The organism is Undibacterium sp. Jales W-56 (assembly GCF_025548535.1).
In the GTDB taxonomy this organism is placed as follows: domain Bacteria; phylum Pseudomonadota; class Gammaproteobacteria; order Burkholderiales; family Burkholderiaceae_D; genus Undibacterium.
The window spans coordinates 341,992-358,714 of sequence record NZ_JAJLQW010000003.1 but is presented as its reverse complement, the minus strand read 5'-3'; the positions used below and the strand labels follow the sequence as shown (position 1 = coordinate 358,714).

The 16,723-nt window shown below is 54.8% G+C and carries 12 protein-coding genes; 5 read left to right on the top strand and 7 right to left on the bottom strand.

The features are described from left to right. Window positions 1–41: 41 nt before the first annotated feature. Window positions 42–971 carry a 1-aminocyclopropane-1-carboxylate deaminase/D-cysteine desulfhydrase gene (locus LPB67_RS10770; protein ID WP_262837179.1) on the bottom strand — a complete coding sequence of 310 codons (930 nt, stop codon included), beginning with the start codon at window positions 969–971 and terminating at the stop codon, window positions 42–44. 135 nt (window positions 972–1,106) lie between these two features. Between LPB67_RS10770 and LPB67_RS10765 the strand changes: the two genes are divergently transcribed. The 3 genes from LPB67_RS10765 (at window position 1,107) to LPB67_RS10755 (ending at window position 4,373) form a co-directional block, all read left to right on the top strand. Beyond that, complete coding sequence (locus LPB67_RS10765) at window positions 1,107–1,751, top strand: GGDEF domain-containing protein (protein WP_262837178.1); 645 nt, start codon at window positions 1,107–1,109, stop codon at window positions 1,749–1,751. Between the two features lie 106 nt (window positions 1,752–1,857). Then, a complete protein-coding gene (locus LPB67_RS10760) occupies window positions 1,858–3,828 on the top strand; it encodes a CocE/NonD family hydrolase (protein WP_262837177.1) in 1,971 nt (656 codons plus the stop codon). A gap of 332 nt (window positions 3,829–4,160) precedes the next feature. Beyond that, window positions 4,161–4,373 carry a cold-shock protein gene (locus LPB67_RS10755; RefSeq protein WP_262837176.1) on the top strand — a complete coding sequence of 71 codons (213 nt, stop codon included), beginning with the start codon at window positions 4,161–4,163 and terminating at the stop codon, window positions 4,371–4,373. A 615-nt stretch (window positions 4,374–4,988) separates the two neighbouring features. On the opposite strand, the gene LPB67_RS10750 is transcribed toward LPB67_RS10755, so the two are convergent. Next, on the bottom strand, window positions 4,989–6,659 hold the full coding sequence (locus LPB67_RS10750; RefSeq protein ID WP_262837175.1) for a long-chain fatty acid--CoA ligase: 1,671 nt from the start codon (window positions 6,657–6,659) through the stop codon (window positions 4,989–4,991). A 391-nt stretch (window positions 6,660–7,050) separates the two neighbouring features. Next, a complete protein-coding gene (locus tag LPB67_RS10745; RefSeq protein ID WP_262837422.1) occupies window positions 7,051–7,527 on the bottom strand; it encodes a DUF2721 domain-containing protein in 477 nt (158 codons plus the stop codon). A gap of 119 nt (window positions 7,528–7,646) precedes the next feature. On the opposite strand from LPB67_RS10745, the gene ygiD reads away from it, so the two are divergent. After that, window positions 7,647–8,432 (top strand): 4,5-DOPA dioxygenase extradiol, encoded by a 786-nt coding sequence (ygiD, locus tag LPB67_RS10740; RefSeq protein ID WP_262837174.1) that lies wholly within the window; start codon window positions 7,647–7,649, stop codon window positions 8,430–8,432. Between the two features lie 192 nt (window positions 8,433–8,624). On the opposite strand, the gene LPB67_RS10735 is transcribed toward ygiD, so the two are convergent. After that, a complete protein-coding gene (locus LPB67_RS10735; protein WP_262837173.1) occupies window positions 8,625–9,971 on the bottom strand; it encodes an ATP-binding protein in 1,347 nt (448 codons plus the stop codon). Next, on the bottom strand, window positions 9,968–10,696 hold the full coding sequence (locus LPB67_RS10730) for a response regulator (RefSeq protein WP_262837172.1): 729 nt from the start codon (window positions 10,694–10,696) through the stop codon (window positions 9,968–9,970). The genes LPB67_RS10735 and LPB67_RS10730 overlap by 4 nt, the downstream gene beginning before the upstream one ends. Before the next feature lie 294 nt (window positions 10,697–10,990). Between LPB67_RS10730 and LPB67_RS10725 the strand changes: the two genes are divergently transcribed. Next, window positions 10,991–11,539 (top strand): Spy/CpxP family protein refolding chaperone, encoded by a 549-nt coding sequence (locus LPB67_RS10725; protein WP_262837171.1) that lies wholly within the window; start codon window positions 10,991–10,993, stop codon window positions 11,537–11,539. A gap of 508 nt (window positions 11,540–12,047) precedes the next feature. Here LPB67_RS10725 and katG read toward each other — a convergent pair. Then, the gene (gene katG / locus LPB67_RS10720) at window positions 12,048–14,249 is read right to left on the bottom strand and encodes a catalase/peroxidase HPI (protein WP_262837170.1); all 2,202 of its coding nucleotides are present in this window, start codon (window positions 14,247–14,249) and stop codon (window positions 12,048–12,050) included. 216 nt (window positions 14,250–14,465) lie between these two features. Continuing rightward, window positions 14,466–16,694: an EAL domain-containing protein gene (locus LPB67_RS10715; RefSeq protein ID WP_262837169.1), complete on the bottom strand. Its 2,229-nt coding sequence runs from the start codon at window positions 16,692–16,694 to the stop codon at window positions 14,466–14,468. Window positions 16,695–16,723: the final 29 nt, after the last annotated feature.

The following is a 16,723-nucleotide window of genomic DNA, read 5'->3' as shown; positions in this document are numbered from 1 at the left end:
TTAAACCTCATTTTTAAGCATACTCCTACCCGGTATACGGCTTATGCAAAGCCGCGTGCGCCTTGCAGTCCGCCGGTATGCAGCACCAGCACCCGCTGGCCGCCGCGCCATTGCCCGTTCTGGCATAGCTGCATCAGCGCATATAAGAGTTTGCCGGTATACACCGGTTCGACCGGTATCCCGGTCTCTGCCGCAAACGCCTGACAGAACTGGCGCAGAAGCGGCGGCGCTTTGCCATAGCCGCCGTGATGATAGTCGGTCAGCAACTGATAATTATCGTAGCCAGGATAACCGGCTTGCGCCAGTAAATGCGCAATCTCGCCATGCAGATAGCCGGCATTTTTTAAAGCCGCAATTCCCACGACCCGGGAGCGGCCGCGCAAGCCTGCCAGGACACCGGCCAGTGTGGCGCCGGTGCCGCAAGCCAGCGCAATGCTGTCGGGTACAAAACCGATTTGCGCAATCGCCTCGTCGACCAGTTCCGCTACGCCGCGCAGTGCCCCGGCAGTGCTGCCGCCTTCCGGCAACCAGACATAATCTGCCTGCGGCGCATAGTCATTCAAGTGTTCCGCCAGTTGCGAGCGCCACGCATCCGGCTGTTCGCGCAAGTGGCGATAGGCATCACGCGTCAGCGGAATGATCTGCATCCCCAAGGCGCGGCAATCATCGAGCGTCGCTGTTTGCATCTGCGGTGCCGCCCGCACCAGGCCGATCGAGCGCCAGCCGGACAGCGCCGCCGCATGCGCCGTTGCATGCAAATGATTCGACCATGCGCCACCCATCGTCACCAGGTCAGGCGAACGCCCCGCCAATTGTTGCAAAGGATATTTGAGTTTGCGAAATTTATTGCCCGACACCTGAGGGTGCAGCAAATCGTCGCGTTTCACCCAAAGCTCAAGGCCCGGGAAAAAATCGGAGAGCAAATGCTGACAGGGTGAGACAGAAAAAGAAAAAAGTGTTTGGGATTGCATGGAAAATTGCCGACGGCAAACTTCAAAATGGTAGAGTAAGCGTATTATCGCCTGACATCTGCGGTGGAGCCGCGATACAAGGGCGATAAATCCGCAAATTCTAGCGTCTGACAATCAAGGTATTGGGAGAATCCGATGTCCAGCGACAAAACCCCACTGAACCGGAAGGCGGAGCTGCAGTTGTCTCAGGCAATTCATCAGCTCAAAACCGGCGCAGAAAAAGCAGAGGTACTACCCTTGCTGGAAACCGTCATGGCGCATCTCGAGCGCATGACCAGGCACGATCCGCTGACCGGCGCACTGAACCGGAATGCGCTGATCGACAGTCTGAATACGGAACTGAACCGCTCGCACCGTACCGGCCACACTTTTTCAGTCGCGATTATCCGGGTCGATCGCTTTCAGGACATGATGGATCAATACGGCCGGGCAGCCGTTGTACAGATTTTGCGCAAACTCACCGAAGAGACCCAGCAACTGCTGCGCACCCTCGACTCCTTTGGCCGCAACAATGCCGACGAATTCGTGATCGTGATGCCCACCACCTGGATCGACCAAAGCATCAAAGCCATCGATCGCCTTAAGCAAACCTATGCAGCGATTGACTGGACCGGCGTCGCCGACGGTGTCCAGATTTCCTTTTGCACCGGACTTACCACCAATGCGCGCGGCGATACTGCCGAAGCCATGCTGGAACGCGCCCGTCAGGCGCTGGCAGCGGCCCAAGCCAAAGGTCCGGATAGCGTCAGTCAGATCGAAGCTGACCTGCCCGGGTTTTGACGCGGCAGCACCTTGTATGGTATCGGCCCAATTTTTTATGCCCGGGAACTTGCGGGCGGGTAAGCCACACTAAGCCGATACAAAAAACCATCAGAGGGAGAACTGCATGAGCAAAGCATTACGCTTGGCATGGATAGTAGTGGGCGTCGTCATGAGCGCTGCCGCGCCGCAGATCTATGCCACCGGCGCAGCTGGCAGTATCGTCGGTAAAAGCGAACAAAATGCTGAGCAAGTGCTGGATGAAAAAGCCGAGCAGCTCAAACTGCGCAGCGACTATATACGCAAAAATTACAGCAAGTTTGAATACCGTATTCCCATGCGCGACGGCAAACGCCTGTTCACCGCAGTGTATATCCCGAACGATGCCAGCGCCGGCAAGCGCTACCCGATGCTGATGCAGCGCACCCCGTATTCGGTCGGCCCTTACGGCAGCGCGCAGTACAAACACCTTTTGGGCGCCACCGCCGACTACGAGAAAGACGGTTTTATCTTCGTATTCCAGGATGTGCGCGGCACCCATATGTCGGAGGGCGACTATGTGAATATGCGTCCGCAGATCGAGAAAAAATCGAAAACCGATTTCGATGAAAGCACCGACACCTACGACACCATAGACTGGCTGATCAGGAACGTCCCGCATAACAATGGCAAGCTCGGACAATGGGGTATTTCGTATCCCGGTTTTTATACGTCGACCGGCGCGATTGATTCGCATCCGGCCTTGAAAGCCGTCTCGCCGCAAGCGCCGATTGCCGACTGGTTCCGCGGCGACGACATGCATCGCAATGGCGCCTTTAATCTGCAAATGGCGTTTGGTTTTTTCAGCGGCTTTGCCAAACCCAGACCAATGCCGACCGATATCGATACCGATAAAGCTTTTCATTACGGGACGCCGGACGGCTATCAATTTTTTATCGATCTCGGTGCCTTATCGAATGCTAATCCCCGGTATTTTAAAAATGCGATTCCGTACTGGAATGAGATCGCCCAGCATCCGAATTACGATAGCTACTGGCAAAGCCGTAATCTGCTGCCGCATTTAAAAAATATCAAAGCCGCAGTGTTGACCGTAGGCGGCTGGTACGACACCGAAGATTTATACGGTCCTTTGCAAACCTACAAGGCGATAGAAAAACAAAATCCCGGCATCAGCAATACGCTGGTGATCGGCCCCTGGACGCACGGCGGCTGGACCCGCAGCGATGGCGATAAAGTCGGCGATACCAATTTCGGTTTTAAAACGGCGCTGAGTTATCAGCCTGTCGAATTTGCCTTTTTCAAGCATCACCTGAAAGGCGGCGCCAAACCGGACCTGCCGCAAGCCTGGATGTTTGAAACCGGCGCCAACCGCTGGCGCAGTTTTGACGCCTGGCCACCCAGGAATGTCGCGCCGAAATCGCTGTATTTCCATGCCGATGGAAAACTGGATTTTAGCGCGCCGGACGACACCACAGACACGGCAGCGTTCGACGAGTATCTCAGTGATCCGGCTAAGCCGGTGCCGTATACCACCGAGATTTCAACCCGCTGGAGCAATCAATATGTGGCAGCCGATCAGCGCTTTGCATCGCGTCGCCCGGATGTCGTCACTTACCAGACCGATGTGCTGGAACGCGATGTCACGCTGGCCGGACCGTTGACCGCGAACCTGTTTGTCAGCACCACCGGCAGCGATGCCGACTTCGTGGTGAAACTGATCGACGTCAATCCGGCCGAGATGAAGGCAGCGGACGGTGAAGTGAATCGCGGTGCGCAACAAACCCTGGTGCGGGGCGAACCTTTCCGTGCGCGCTTCCGCGAGAGTTTTTCTGTACCCAAACCGCTTGTGCCGAATGAAGTAAGCAAAGTGAATTTCAACATCAATGATGTGCTGCATACCTTCCAGCGCGGCCACAGGATCATGGTGCAGGTACAGTCGAGCTGGTTCCCATTCATCGACCGAAATCCGCAAAGCTTTGTACCGAATATTTTTGAAGCGAAGGACAGCGATTTCATCAAGGCGACCCACAGGATTTATCACGTCAAAGCGCAGGCCAGCGCTTTGCAAGTGCAGGTCCTGCCGGCCATTGATGAGTGAGAGAAATGAGTGAACGGAATTGAATAAGGGAAGCGGGATGACAGTGATTCGCCAGGTCGTCCCCCTCCGCTTGCGCATTCGTGCCGATATGTTTACACGACTGGCGGCATTGGATTTGCCTTGATTAAAAACACCCCAGAAAATATTATTAGGTGATTCAGCAGTAAACGTGTATATTGCGTCCTGTACTTGCATCAAGTTGTTATATTGTTGGTCCCAAATCTGCATGGCTGTTCTTCTAGTCGTTCTGTTTTACTTCCTCCGGTTTCATCTCTTGGTTACAAGTGCCTCTCAGGCAAGCTAGCCTATATTTAAAATTTAAAGGAAATAACATGAGCACGCAAACAGGCATAGTCAAATGGTTCAACGATGCTAAGGGCTTCGGCTTTATCACACCAGATGCAGGTGGTCCGGATTTATTCGCCCACTTTCAAGACATCCAGTCTTCCGGCTTCAAGAGCCTGTCGGAAAACCAGCGCGTTTCTTACGAAGCCGCTGTTGGTCCTAAAGGCGACAAAGCTGGCAATATCCAGATTCTTTCTTAATCGATGGCATCGACCATCTCTGGTCGTCGATACCCGACTAAGTAGTCGTCCTGCCGTTGCTTTTTCTGATCAGTCATACCGGTCGCTGGCACCACGCAGATAGCATGGGTTGGCGGTGAAAAGAAATTGCAGCAGCAAGACAAAGATTTCACAAGTTAGAACAAGGCCGCAAGGTTTTTTCTAATGCGCAGATGAATTCTTACCGGCCAGCGGCACCACGCAGATAGCATGGGTTGCTGGGAAATGGTTTAGTTCTTCAGTGAGTTGTCACCGCAGCGAAAAATAGTGCAGGCATGATGCCGGCACATTGTTCAAACGCGCATCAATTCCAACCGGCCGTGTCATTAAGGTATCAGTGGCGTCGGAAAATGGTTTAGTTGATTTGTGAAATAAAAACATTCGTTCTACCGTAAAACATCTTCGCAAGAACATGGATAAGCAGTACAGGCGACTCAAACCGTCAGGGGCACCGCGCAGATAGCACGGGTTCTTGACCTGGCCAGCGGCACCACGCAGATAGCATGGGTTGCTGGTGAGTCGTTGCAATGAATGGTAAGCCCGCTTTTGGCGGGCTTTTTGCGTTGTGGGACGCGAACGATGCGTGAATCGATGGCGCTATTTTGCCGCTTCTTTTTCTTGCAGCGAACGCCACATGACCTTGCCGGTACCCGACTTGGGCAGGCTATCGACGAATTCGACGAATTTCGGCACTTTGTAGGCCGCCATTTTTTCGTGCGCCCAGCTCATGATGTCCTCGGCACTGACATCGCTGCCGGGCTTTTTGACGATCACGGCTTTCACGGTTTCGCCGCGATACGCATCGCGGGCGGCGATAATGCAGCATTCCTGAATACCCGGATGCTGGTACATCATGGATTCGACTTCGGCGGGCCAGACTTTAAAGCCGCTGGCATTGATCATGCGCTTGAGCCGGTCGGTGAAAAAGAAGAAACCTTCCTCATCCATATACCCCAGGTCGCCGCTGCGGAAGAAGCGCTTGCCATCGAGTTCGGCAAACGATTCCCTGGTTTTTTGCGGATCGTTCCAATAACCCTGGAATACATGCGGGCCGTTGATCCAGATCTCGCCAGTCTCGCCTTGTTTGACTTCTTGCAAGGTGGTCGGATCGACGATGCGCGAGTCGGTGCTGAAATGCGGAATGCCGAGGCATTGCTGCTTCATGCGTTGCGGTGGATTCAGGTGCGATGGCGCCATGGTTTCGGACAGGCCGTAGCCTTCCATATAGGTCTGGCCCGATAGTTCCAGGAGTTTTTGCGCGATTGCCGCCGGCATCGCAGCGCCGCCGCCGGAGACCCGGTTCAAACCGGAGATATCGTATTCTGCGAGTCGCGGATTCGACAGGAAATCAATCATCATCGACGGCACCAGCGTCCAGTTCGTGACCTTATAACGGGTGATGAGCTGCCCCGCCACATCCTTGTCCCAGCGCGGCAGCACCACCAGTGCGCCGCCACAAAAGATCATGCTGTTCATCACCGATTGCATGCCGGTGACGTGGAAGAAAGGCAGTACCGCCAAGGCCACATGGTTCGGTACGATAGAGCCAGACCATGCCGGGCTGGCGGCAATATTGAACATCACCGAACGGTGGTTGTGGATGCAGCCTTTCGGCTTGCCCGTGGTGCCTGAGGTGTAGGGCATGCAGGCCAGATCATCGGGGGTAGCCAGGTGCGGGCCGACTTGATAAGCGGCCTGACTACCCTGGGCAATCGCGTCTTTCCAGGCGATGATGCCCGCCTGCACAGGCACATCGCGCGGCGCACGCACAAAGTCCGGCACCGTCAGTGTAGTGTCTTTAGTCAGATGGTCGGAATAGGTCGCCACAATCGCATGCTTTAATCCGCTACTGCCGACCAGCGCTTGCATGCGCGAGAAAATTTCTTGCGAAGCGAGCGCGACGTTGGCTCCGCTGTCCTCTATGTAGTGGGCAAGTTCATCGGTCATCAGCATAGGATTGACCGGCACCACCATCGCATCGGCACGCATGATCGCGTAATACGCAATGATGAATTGCGGCGAATTCTGCATGTCCAGCAAGACGCGGTCACCGCGCTGCACGCCGCACGCTTTTTGCAGATAGCCCGCCAGCGCCAGCACTTCTGCATGCAATTCGGCATACGTCAGTATGCTGTCATAAAAAATAATCGCAGGCTTGCTGGGATAACGCAGGGCGGCGATTTGCAGATTGGTATAGACGCTGGTTTCCGGCGCGATCAGATGATGCGGCAGACCGGGCGGCCAATGCGGGTAGTGGCTGGTATTCATGTCTTGTCTCCGTTGTTGGCTGAAAGTGCGGTCGGTTGACGTTTCTATGCGAGACAGCTTCAGTCATTTTGCATGGCGCATCAATGCGGCTATGCCATGCGGTGTTGCGCTTGCTGATTTTCACTGCGCTGGCGTCAATTGCGTCAATCCGGAATTTGCTTTTAGAGTATTGCACCTAAGTCTTATTTTGGCACGATCGTTCGCAAATTACAACGATCTATTTTTGTGCCAGCCGATTCGGGCAGACAAGGTAAAAAAATCCCGATATAGCGAGGATTGAAGTTAATTGAAGGTAGATTGCCGATTGTAATCAGGCCGGTCCAGCTAGCGCGGCGACCGCTTTCAGCTCACCCATCATGGTGAGCCGGTGGGAGGCCAATGTGAGACTTTATCAGTTCTTTCGGACTGCATCAGGATGATTTTTCAAGCCCATTTCGCGTTGCCTGGTCAGCGTGGTGGTAGCCACAAAAATTTCGCGCAGGAAGTACACAAAACTGCCGATCAAGGCGAGGATGCCGCCCACGAATAGTCCCGCAATCAGCTTGTCCAGGCGCAGATCGGTCGCATCGCCCATGAACAAGGCAGCGATCACCAGGCAGATCAGCAAGCCGCAGGCAGTGCTGAGTGTGATGGCGCGGTTGATCAGGTGCGAGCGCTCATAAAGTTCGTTCAATTCCTCACGCAAACCGGGTTTGTCGATCGCGCTAACATCGCTTTGAAATAGATCTTCCAGGCGACGTGAGCGATCGATGATACGGGCCAGACGATTGGTCAGAACGGTCAGATTGGTGCCGACACCAGTGAGTAAGAAGACCGGTGCAATCGCGAGCTGGATAATATGGCTGACATCGCCTAGTTGTAAGTTGATCACAGTGATTCCGTGTATTGTTGAGGACGATGCACAATTTTAGCAGCCTTGAACTAATTCAGTTACTTGCGTTAATAAGTTAAGGCGCGCTGCCACATGATGAAACAGGAGAAATGACTATGTCTGAGTTTACCCGCATGCCGGCGATCTTTTTTGGTCACGGCAGCCCGATGAATGCGCTGGAAGATAATCGCTATACCCAAGCCTGGCGCGGTTTTGCCGAACGTTTTGCGCGACCGCAAGCGATCCTGGCGGTCTCGGCGCACTGGACCACCTACGGCATAGGCGTGACCGCGATGGCGGCACCGGCGACGATCCATGACTTTGGCGGATTTCCGCAGGCTCTGTTCGATATCCAGTATCCGGCGCCCGGTGATCCTGCCCTGGCGGCTAAAATTGCCGCCCAGCTGGCGCCTTTAGCGGTACAGCTCGATCAGCAATGGGGCCTGGATCACGGGACCTGGTCGGTGCTGGCCAAGGCGTATCCGGCGGCCGATATTCCGGTAGTGCAACTGAGCCTGGATATGAACCAGCCGGCGGCTTTTCATTTTGAGTTGGGGAAAAAATTGGCCGCCTTGCGCAACCAGGGCGTCATGATTATCGGCAGCGGCAATGTGGTGCACAATTTACGCCGCATGGATCCGCGCTCTTCCGGCTATGACTGGGCGATACGGTTTAACCAGGCGATGCGCCAGGCCATGCTGGACGGGGATTTTGAGCAGGTGGTGAATTATCAGACGCTGGGTCAGGATGCCATGCTGTCGGTGCCGACCTCCGAGCATTTTTTACCGTTGCTGTATGTACTGGGCGCTAAAACGGCGCAAGACAAACTCGAGATTGCGACCGAAGGCATGGAACTCGGCGCGATCAGCATGATGTCGGTGCTGGTGTCGCAGGACGGATGAGCAAAGATGTGTGCATCCGATTCATCCCGCAATCGCGCTACGTTGCTTTAAGGATGAAAAGTTTTAAAACCTCTCAACAAGAGACGCGGAGACACAGAGAAAAAGCAAGAAACATGTGGAGTTCTTTGGAGAATCTAGCATCTCACAGGATCTGGATATTTACCCGCCTGAGCCAGTCTGTAACGCCGGTCGTCAGGCCGGTTTGGCTGGCAAAATCAGTTGCACTTCCAGGCCGCCTTCATGCAGGTTTTTTAACTGTACGCTGCCGCCATGTTGTTGCGCGATGTTTTGCGCGATCGTCAGACCCAGGCCGGTACCGCCGGTATCGCGCGAGCGCGAAGTCTCGGTGCGGTAAAACGGTTCAAACACTTTTTGCAATTGGTCTTCCGGTATACCGCTGCCGCCGTCGCGGATCCGTATGTGCATGAATTTGCTGCCGGCGTCGCTGCTGGTTTCCAGGCTGACTTTCGCGAATTGGCCGTATTTGACCGCATTATCGATCAGGTTGGTCAGGCAACGGCGCAGCGCTTGCGGCCTGGCCATGACCGTGATGCCTGACTTGCCGGAGAACACCACATCCTGCCCGGCATCGGCAGCATCGGCACAGACGCTGTCGAGCAGCGAATCCAGATCCATCGGGCGTAGCGCTTCATTGCTATCCATGCTGCGCGCCAGATCCAGGCCTTCTTTGACCATGGTTTGCATGGCCGACAAATCGCCGATCAGCTTATCGCGCAATTCGGTATCGCCGACTTTTTCCAGACGCAGGCGCAAACGCGTCAGCGGGGTTTGCAAGTCATGGGTAATCGCTGCCAGCATGTGGGTGCGTTGCTGGATGTGCTGGCGGATCCGCGATTGCATTGCATTAAACGCCTTGGTCGCTTGCAAAATTTCAGTCGATCCACGTTCCGGTAAGGCCGGGCGATTGATATCATTGCCCAGATCCGTTGCGGCCTGAGCAAGCTGTCTTAAAGGCCGTGTCGTCATGCGCGCCACCAGGTAAGCGAGCACCGCAATGCTGCACAGGAAAGCCAGCAGATACAAGATAAAATCCGGACGGAAAGGCGGTAGCGGACCGCGCGGCGGTAATGAGGTCAAGCGCAATTCTGTCCCATCGCGCAAGGTGATGCCCAGTTCCTCGCAGGGACCGCGTAGCGAACGTGCTTCCGCCGGAAGGCTATTGCAGCCCTCGGAATCCGGTGGCAGGGACTGTACCCGAAACCTCTTGCCGAGTCGGTCGCTCAGCGCCGCTGCATACACCGAGCGCGGTGCTTCGCTCGAGCTCGCTACCGGCAAGGTCGTGACGCGCAAACCCAGTCGCGGTGCGGTCGCCAGGAAAGCTTGTCGGCTGGGGGCCGGCAAGGCATCCAGCGCCAGCACCAATTGCTCGGCGCGTTCTACCGCCCGCGATTCGCGAAATTGCTCGAAGGTTTTTTGCCGCTCGCCGAATGCCAGCCACCAGGTGAGTACGGTAGAGCTGACCACGCCCAACAGCAGGATGCCGAAGATGCGGCCCGACATCGATTGCATGAGCTTCATGTAGCGTGTTCCGCGGTGACGGTGACGGACAAGACGTAGCCGCCGTTGCGCACCGTTTTAATGATCTGCGGCGAACGCGCATCCTCGCGCAGCTTTTGCCGTAAGCGGCTGATCTGGATATCGATGGAACGATCAAACGGATCGGCATCGCGTCCGTGCGTCATATTCAGCAACTGATCGCGATTCAGGATGCGGTTTGGATGATCCAGGAAAATAGTCAGCATGCGGAACTCCGCACCCGATAAGGCGATCACCATATCGTCAGGACTGATCAGGTGACGGGCGGTCAGATCCAGCGTCCAGCCAGCAAACTTGAGGCGTTGAATTTGCTCGCCATCGCTAGCGAGTGCCGCCGACTGGGTACGCCGTAAGACGCTGCGTATGCGCGCCAATAATTCTCGCGGCTCAAATGGTTTCGGCAAGTAATCGTCGGCACCCATTTCCAAACCCAGAATCCGGTCCAGCGGTTCGCTGCGCGCGGTCAGCATGATCACCGGCATGCTCGACTTGGCGCGCAGGTTGCGACACAGAGTGAGGCCGTCATCGCCGGGCAGGTTCAGGTCGAGCACCACCAGATCGACTTGATGTGCGTCGAGTGCCGCCCACATGGCATTCCCGTCGGCCGCCATCATGGTGCTGTAACCATGTCCATCCAGATAATCCGCCAGCAGGCTGCGGATGTCGCGATCGTCATCAACGATCAAAATTTTGCTTGAAGTATCCATGACTCTCATTATGACGATCTGACGCTGGCGCAGAAAATGGTTTTTGTATCGGCTTGTTATGATAAACCCATGTGGAAACAATGCGAAACACGCAGGTCGCTTATTCCGGCCGCTTGTTACAGTGCGATACAAAGCAGTGTAACGCCGACACTTGCCGGTTACATCATTGGACCAAGATACCTCCCATGTGCAAGGCACATAAAGTTCGCAGTGGCTATGGTAATGACAAACTCAGTTCACAAAATTCACGAACAAATTTGTCTATCCATGTATCCAATACCCCATGAGGAAATAATGAACACGATAAACAAACCATTGATATTCGCTTTGACAGCGATCTCCCTGAGTATGAGCGGCGCGGTGTTGGCGCAATCAACACCGCCAGCCCCACCGCCGCCAGCCATGCACGATAAAGACGATATGGACCATGCAAAATGGGCTGAAAAAATGCAAGAGCGCATGCTCAGGCATCAGGTCGAGCTGCATGACAAGCTGAAGCTGACGACAGCGCAAGAGCCCGCCTGGAAAACTTTTATTGAAGCCGTCAAAGCGCCGCCAGGTGCCCAGCCAATGCGGGCAGATCCCAAGGAAATGGACAAACTCAGCACGCCGGAACGCATGGAAAAAATGTTGGGGATGATGAAAGATCGCCAGGCAAAAGCGGAAGCGCATCTGGCTGCATTGAAAACCTTTTACGGCGTACTGACAGCTGAGCAGAAAAAAACCTTCGATGACAGTCATCGTCACATGCAGCATCGCATGGGTGATGAGATGGAACGCGGCATGCCTCGCCCAAAGGGGCACGACGGCAAGCCTGAGCAGCCTGGGATGGACAAAAAATAAGCGGGAGGTAGCGGACGGCAATCCACATCACTACCCTGGCCAGTAAACACCGGTAACAGAAGAAAAGCACTCCATCACGGCACTGCACACTGCTTTGATGGAGTTTTATTTAGGACTTGCGCAAAACGCCAAGTTGCTTACCACAACGTACAGGGAACTTCTAAAAACCCTTTAATCGAGGTGCAACGCTAGGCACAAAACGCAGCAATACGTCGGTATTGCGAGGCTTTGTAACGACGCGATGCGCTCGAGTATGGGGTTTTTAGAAGTTACCTACATTAAACCCGCAGGCTGGATGCGGCTCGCAGAGGCATTTCGTGCCAGCAGGCGCACCCGGCTTGCGGTTTCGTTTTTTAATTTCTATTAATCTGGCAATTAAACAGGTGAATCAATTCAACTTAGTTCTCACTTCGTCACTCCTGCGAAGACAGGAGTGACGCAACCCCTGCATGGCGTAAGTCGAAGCAGGGGTTGCGCTGACAGATCGCTAAGGATCTCAGAGCGCCGTTCAGGCCAGGTCGAAACGATCAAGGTTCATCACCTTGGTCCAGGCTGCGGCGAAGTCGTCGACAAACTTTTGCTGAGAATCGCTACATGCATAGACTTCGGCCAAAGAGCGCAGCTGCGAGTTTGAACCGAAGATAAGATCAACCACCGTACCGGTCCACTTCACTTCACCCGTTGCCCGGTCACGTCCCTCCAGTACCCCGGCCGAGGTAGCGGACTTCTGCCACTTGGTACCCATGTCCAGCAGGTTCACGAAGAAATCATTGGTCAGAGTTTCGGGGCGCTTGGTAAGCACACCGTGCCTGGCATGTCCGGCGTTGGCATCCAGAACGCGCATACCGCCGATCAGCACGGTCATCTCGGGCGCCGTCAATCTCATCAACTGGGCTTTATCCACCAGCAGCTCGGCCGCGTATGCTTCCAGGCCGGAGCGGATGTAGTTGCGGAAACCATCTGCGACCGGTTCCAATACGGCAAAGGACTCAACATCGGTTTGCTCTTGCGACGCATCCATACGTCCCGGCGTGAAAGGAATCTGCATATAGTTACCCGCCTTTTTCGCCGCAGCCTCGACCGCCGCAGAGCCGCCCAGCACGATCAGATCAGCAAGAGAAATCTTTTTGCCGTTGGATTGCGCCGCATTGAACTCGTGCCGGATCGCTTCCAGCTTCGCCAGTACCGTTGCCAGTTCGGCCGGCTGATTCGCTTCCCAATCTTTCTGTGGTGCCAGACGAATCCGCGCGCCGTTAGCACCGCCGCGTTTGTCGCTGCCGCGGAATGTTGCGGCAGAGGCCCAGGCGGTATTCACCAGCTGGGAAATCGACAGGCCGGATGCAAGCAGCTTCGCTTTCAGGGCGACGATGTCCTGCTCATCGACTAATTTGTGATCAACGGCGGGAATCGGGTCTTGCCAGATCAACTCTTCCTTCGGCACCAGCGGGCCGAGGTAGCGAGCGATCGGACCCATGTCGCGGTGCGTCAGCTTGAACCAGGCGCGGGCGAATGCATCGGCGAACTCGTGAGGATTTTGCATGAAACGGCGCGAGATTTTTTCATACGCCGGATCCATGCGCATGGCCATGTCGGCAGTGGACATCATCGGCGCATGACGCAGGTTGGGATCGTGGGCATCCGGCACGCTGCCAGCACCCGCATCGCCCTTCGGTTTCCATTGCTGGGCGCCTGCAGGGCTCTTGGTCAATTCCCATTCGTAGCCGAACAGCGTTTCAAAATAACCGTTATCCCACTTAATTGGATTCGGGGTCCAGGCGCCTTCAAGGCCGCTGGTGATCGCGTGCAGACCCTTGCCGCTGCCGAAACTATTCTTCCAGCCCAGACCTTGTTGCTCGATGTCCGCGCCTTCTGGCTCGGGGCCGACGTACTTGCCCGGATCAGCGGCGCCGTGGGTCTTGCCGAAGGTGTGGCCGCCGGCGGTGAGCGCTACGGTTTCCTCGTCGTTCATTGCCATGCGGGCGAAGGTTTCGCGGATATCCCGTGCCGAGCCGAGAGGGTCGGGATTGCCGTTCGGACCTTCCGGATTGACGTAAATCAGGCCCATCTGCACGGCAGCGAGCGGATTTTCCAGCTCGCGCTCACCGGTGTAGCGCTGGTCGCCCAGCCACTTGCCCTCAGATCCCCAGTAGATGTCTTCTTCCGGTTCCCAGATATCGGGACGGCCGCCGGCGAAACCGAAAGTCTTGAAACCCATCGACTCCAGCGCCACATTGCCAGTCAGGACGAACAGGTCGGCCCAGGACAGGTTACGGCCGTATTTCTGCTTGATCGGCCAGAGCAGGCGACGCGCCTTATCCAGGTTGCCGTTGTCAGGCCAGCTATTCAATGGCGCGAAACGCTGCGAACCGGAGCCGGCACCGCCGCGTCCATCGGCGATACGGTAGGTGCCCGCAGCATGCCAGGCCATGCGGATGAAGAAGGGGCCGTAGTGACCATAGTCCGCTGGCCACCAGTCCTGCGAATCGGTCATCAGCGCAGTCAAATCCTTAATAACGGCATGCAAATCGAGGCTTTTAAATGCCTCTGCGTAATTAAACTCTTCGTCCATAGGATTGGACTTGGCGGAGTGCTGGTGCAAGATATTGAGTTTCAATTGATTCGGCCACCAGTCGGCATTGGCTGGCGCACCTCTGGCCACCGTATTTTTAGCGGCGCCACTCGAGAACGGGCATTTTGCTTCGTTTGACATGCTTATCTCCTTTGATTGATTAAAAATTTACTACTTTATTGATTCTAGATATCGAATGACGATAGATCAATTTAATTTAAATTATGTAATCAATTAATATTTGCTATTGAAATTGAAGACACAGGCAAATTTTTCACACTGCCATGCGCTTTATCACGGCTATTGTTCTGTCGCAGATAAAGCGGTACCTCCATCAAAGAAATAATTCGTAAACGCTTATCGCCAGTGGCTGATCCAGTTTTTCACATCCTCTTCTACCATTGGATGCGCGATAAAGAATCCCTGTCCCTCATGGCAACCCATGTTACGCAGCACTTCCCAATGGTGTTCGGTTTCTATGCCTTCGGCGATCACCTGCAGCTTCAGTTTTTTACCTAACTGCGTGATCAGCTCGGCGATTCTCGGTCCTTCCGGCGTATCGATCTGATTGACAAAAGCCCGGTCAATTTTCAAGCGGTCGACCGGCAATTTATCGAGATAACTCAGCGAAGAAAAACCCGTGCCGAAATCATCGATCGCAATTTGCACGCCGATTTTTTTGAGTTTGGCGAGCGATTCTTCGAACACATTGACCCCCGCCATCGTGACCGACTCGGTGATTTCCAGTTCCAGCCTGGCGGGACTGAGACCGCTGTCACGCAAGGCGGTTTCTACGATCGATATAAAATCGGGCTGGCGAAACTGGATGACCGACACATTCACCCCGATTTTACCCGGCGCTACGCCTGCATTTTGCCAGCGCATCATGGTAAAGCAAGCGGTACGCAATACCCAGGCGCCCAGGCTGATAATCAGGCCGGAATGTTCTGCCAGCGGAATAAAATCGCCGGGCGGAATCATATGACCCTCGTCGGTACGCCAGCGTATCAAGGTTTCCAGTCCGGTGAGCTGGCGGGTATGCAGATCGACTTGCGGCTGATACATCAGGAATAAGCGTTCGGCATCGAATGCCTTGTGCAAATGCTGCATCAGACGTGCGCGTTCGCGGATTTCGACCCCCATTTCGCGGGTAAACAGGGTGTAGCTGCCGCGTTGATGCATCTTGGTGCGCTTGAGCGCAATGCTGGCGTCTTTCAAGACATCGGCACCGTCACTTTCATAGCCTTGCAAGGCCACCATGCCGATCGACATCGACACCGCATGCGCGGTATCTTCGATGATGAAGGGTTCGGCAAATACCTGTTTGAGCTTGTCCGGCTGCAGCACGCTTTCCAAGCCCAGCAAACCAAATACATCGCCGGAGATGCGGGCTAAAAAATTCGCGCCGCCAAGGTCGATCCGCAGGCGGTCAGCCACGGCTTTTAATAATAAATCGCCGTAGCGATGACCCAGCACGTCGTTGATCTCAGCGAACTCGTCAATATCAATCAAGGCCACCAGAGCGCGATTCGATTGCGCCTGCCGAAGCGCCAGATCAATTTGCTCGATGAACTTGAGCCGGTTCGGCAGCATCAGCAATTGATCGCGATACGCATGGACCTTGAGCTGGTTGATCAGATTTAAATTGTCCAGACAGACGCCGAGATTGGAGCAAAATACTTCAAGTAATTGCTGGTCAATCTCGGACAGTGCATACGGCAAATCGATATAGGCCGCCAATGGCCGATTGCCATGTCCGGAAAAATACAAAGTCATATCGTGCTCGTCAAACAGGGGAGCACGGTGGGTCAGTACATAGTGCAGGGATTCGCGGATTTTTTTATCGGCAATGGCATCGATAGAGCAATTCATCAATCCACTGTAATGGCCTGCGGAAGCAATCACGCTGTAGCGCGGCGTATTGTCCGTATCACCGGGTTCATCGGCTTGCGCGCACAGCAGGCCCTCGGGCGGCACGCCGCATAAGGCGGCGATCTGGGTAATGACTCCCGCGGCAAAGGCCTGTATCCCATGCTCTACCGTGAAAGAGGCGCTCGATGCAATGATCTGGTGCAGGCCGCGACGACTCGCATCAATGGTGCGGATCTGGTCGTAGGAGCGGATGGCCGCGGTCAGCGTGGTCAATAATTTTTTACGCGTCAGCTCGCTTTTGGTTTTGTAGTCGTTGATGTCGTAATCGCGGATCGCCTGTTCTTCCGGCGCATATCCGGGTTGCCCGGTGCGCAGGATGATCCGGGTGTCACGCCATTGCAATTCATCCCGGATGAAGCTGACTAATTCCAGGCCGGCGTGCTCGGTCTCCATCACGACATCGAGCAGGACCACGGCAATGTCATGATGGTGGGCAAATACTTCGCGGGTTTGCTGTTTGGAATAGGTGTGGATAAATTCCAGCGGGCGATTCAGGATTTTGGTATCGAGCAGGGCAAATTTGGTGGTGTGATGAACATCCTCATCATCGTCAACGATCGCGATTTTCCAGGTCCGCAGGTTGGGAGGCGTGGTCTCGTGGTGATCTTCCAGGATGAACAGCTTATCATCCTGATCATCCGGATTCGTTGACATGCTTCCCCCGCTTAAAGAATTAGGAAATG

Coding starts and splice junctions, on each gene's coding strand:
- LPB67_RS10735 (WP_262837173.1), bottom strand. CDS start 9,971: ATGAAGCTCATGCAATCGATGTCGGGCCGCATCTTCGGCATCCTGCTG.
- katG (WP_262837170.1), bottom strand. CDS start 14,249: ATGTCAAACGAAGCAAAATGCCCGTTCTCGAGTGGCGCCGCTAAAAAT.
- LPB67_RS10760 (WP_262837177.1), top strand. CDS start 1,858: ATGAGCAAAGCATTACGCTTGGCATGGATAGTAGTGGGCGTCGTCATG.
- ygiD (WP_262837174.1), top strand. CDS start 7,647: ATGTCTGAGTTTACCCGCATGCCGGCGATCTTTTTTGGTCACGGCAGC.
- LPB67_RS10725 (WP_262837171.1), top strand. CDS start 10,991: ATGAACACGATAAACAAACCATTGATATTCGCTTTGACAGCGATCTCC.
- LPB67_RS10750 (WP_262837175.1), bottom strand. CDS start 6,659: ATGAATACCAGCCACTACCCGCATTGGCCGCCCGGTCTGCCGCATCAT.
- LPB67_RS10715 (WP_262837169.1), bottom strand. CDS start 16,694: ATGTCAACGAATCCGGATGATCAGGATGATAAGCTGTTCATCCTGGAA.
- LPB67_RS10765 (WP_262837178.1), top strand. CDS start 1,107: ATGTCCAGCGACAAAACCCCACTGAACCGGAAGGCGGAGCTGCAGTTG.
- LPB67_RS10770 (WP_262837179.1), bottom strand. CDS start 971: ATGCAATCCCAAACACTTTTTTCTTTTTCTGTCTCACCCTGTCAGCAT.
- LPB67_RS10730 (WP_262837172.1), bottom strand. CDS start 10,696: ATGGATACTTCAAGCAAAATTTTGATCGTTGATGACGATCGCGACATC.
- LPB67_RS10755 (WP_262837176.1), top strand. CDS start 4,161: ATGAGCACGCAAACAGGCATAGTCAAATGGTTCAACGATGCTAAGGGC.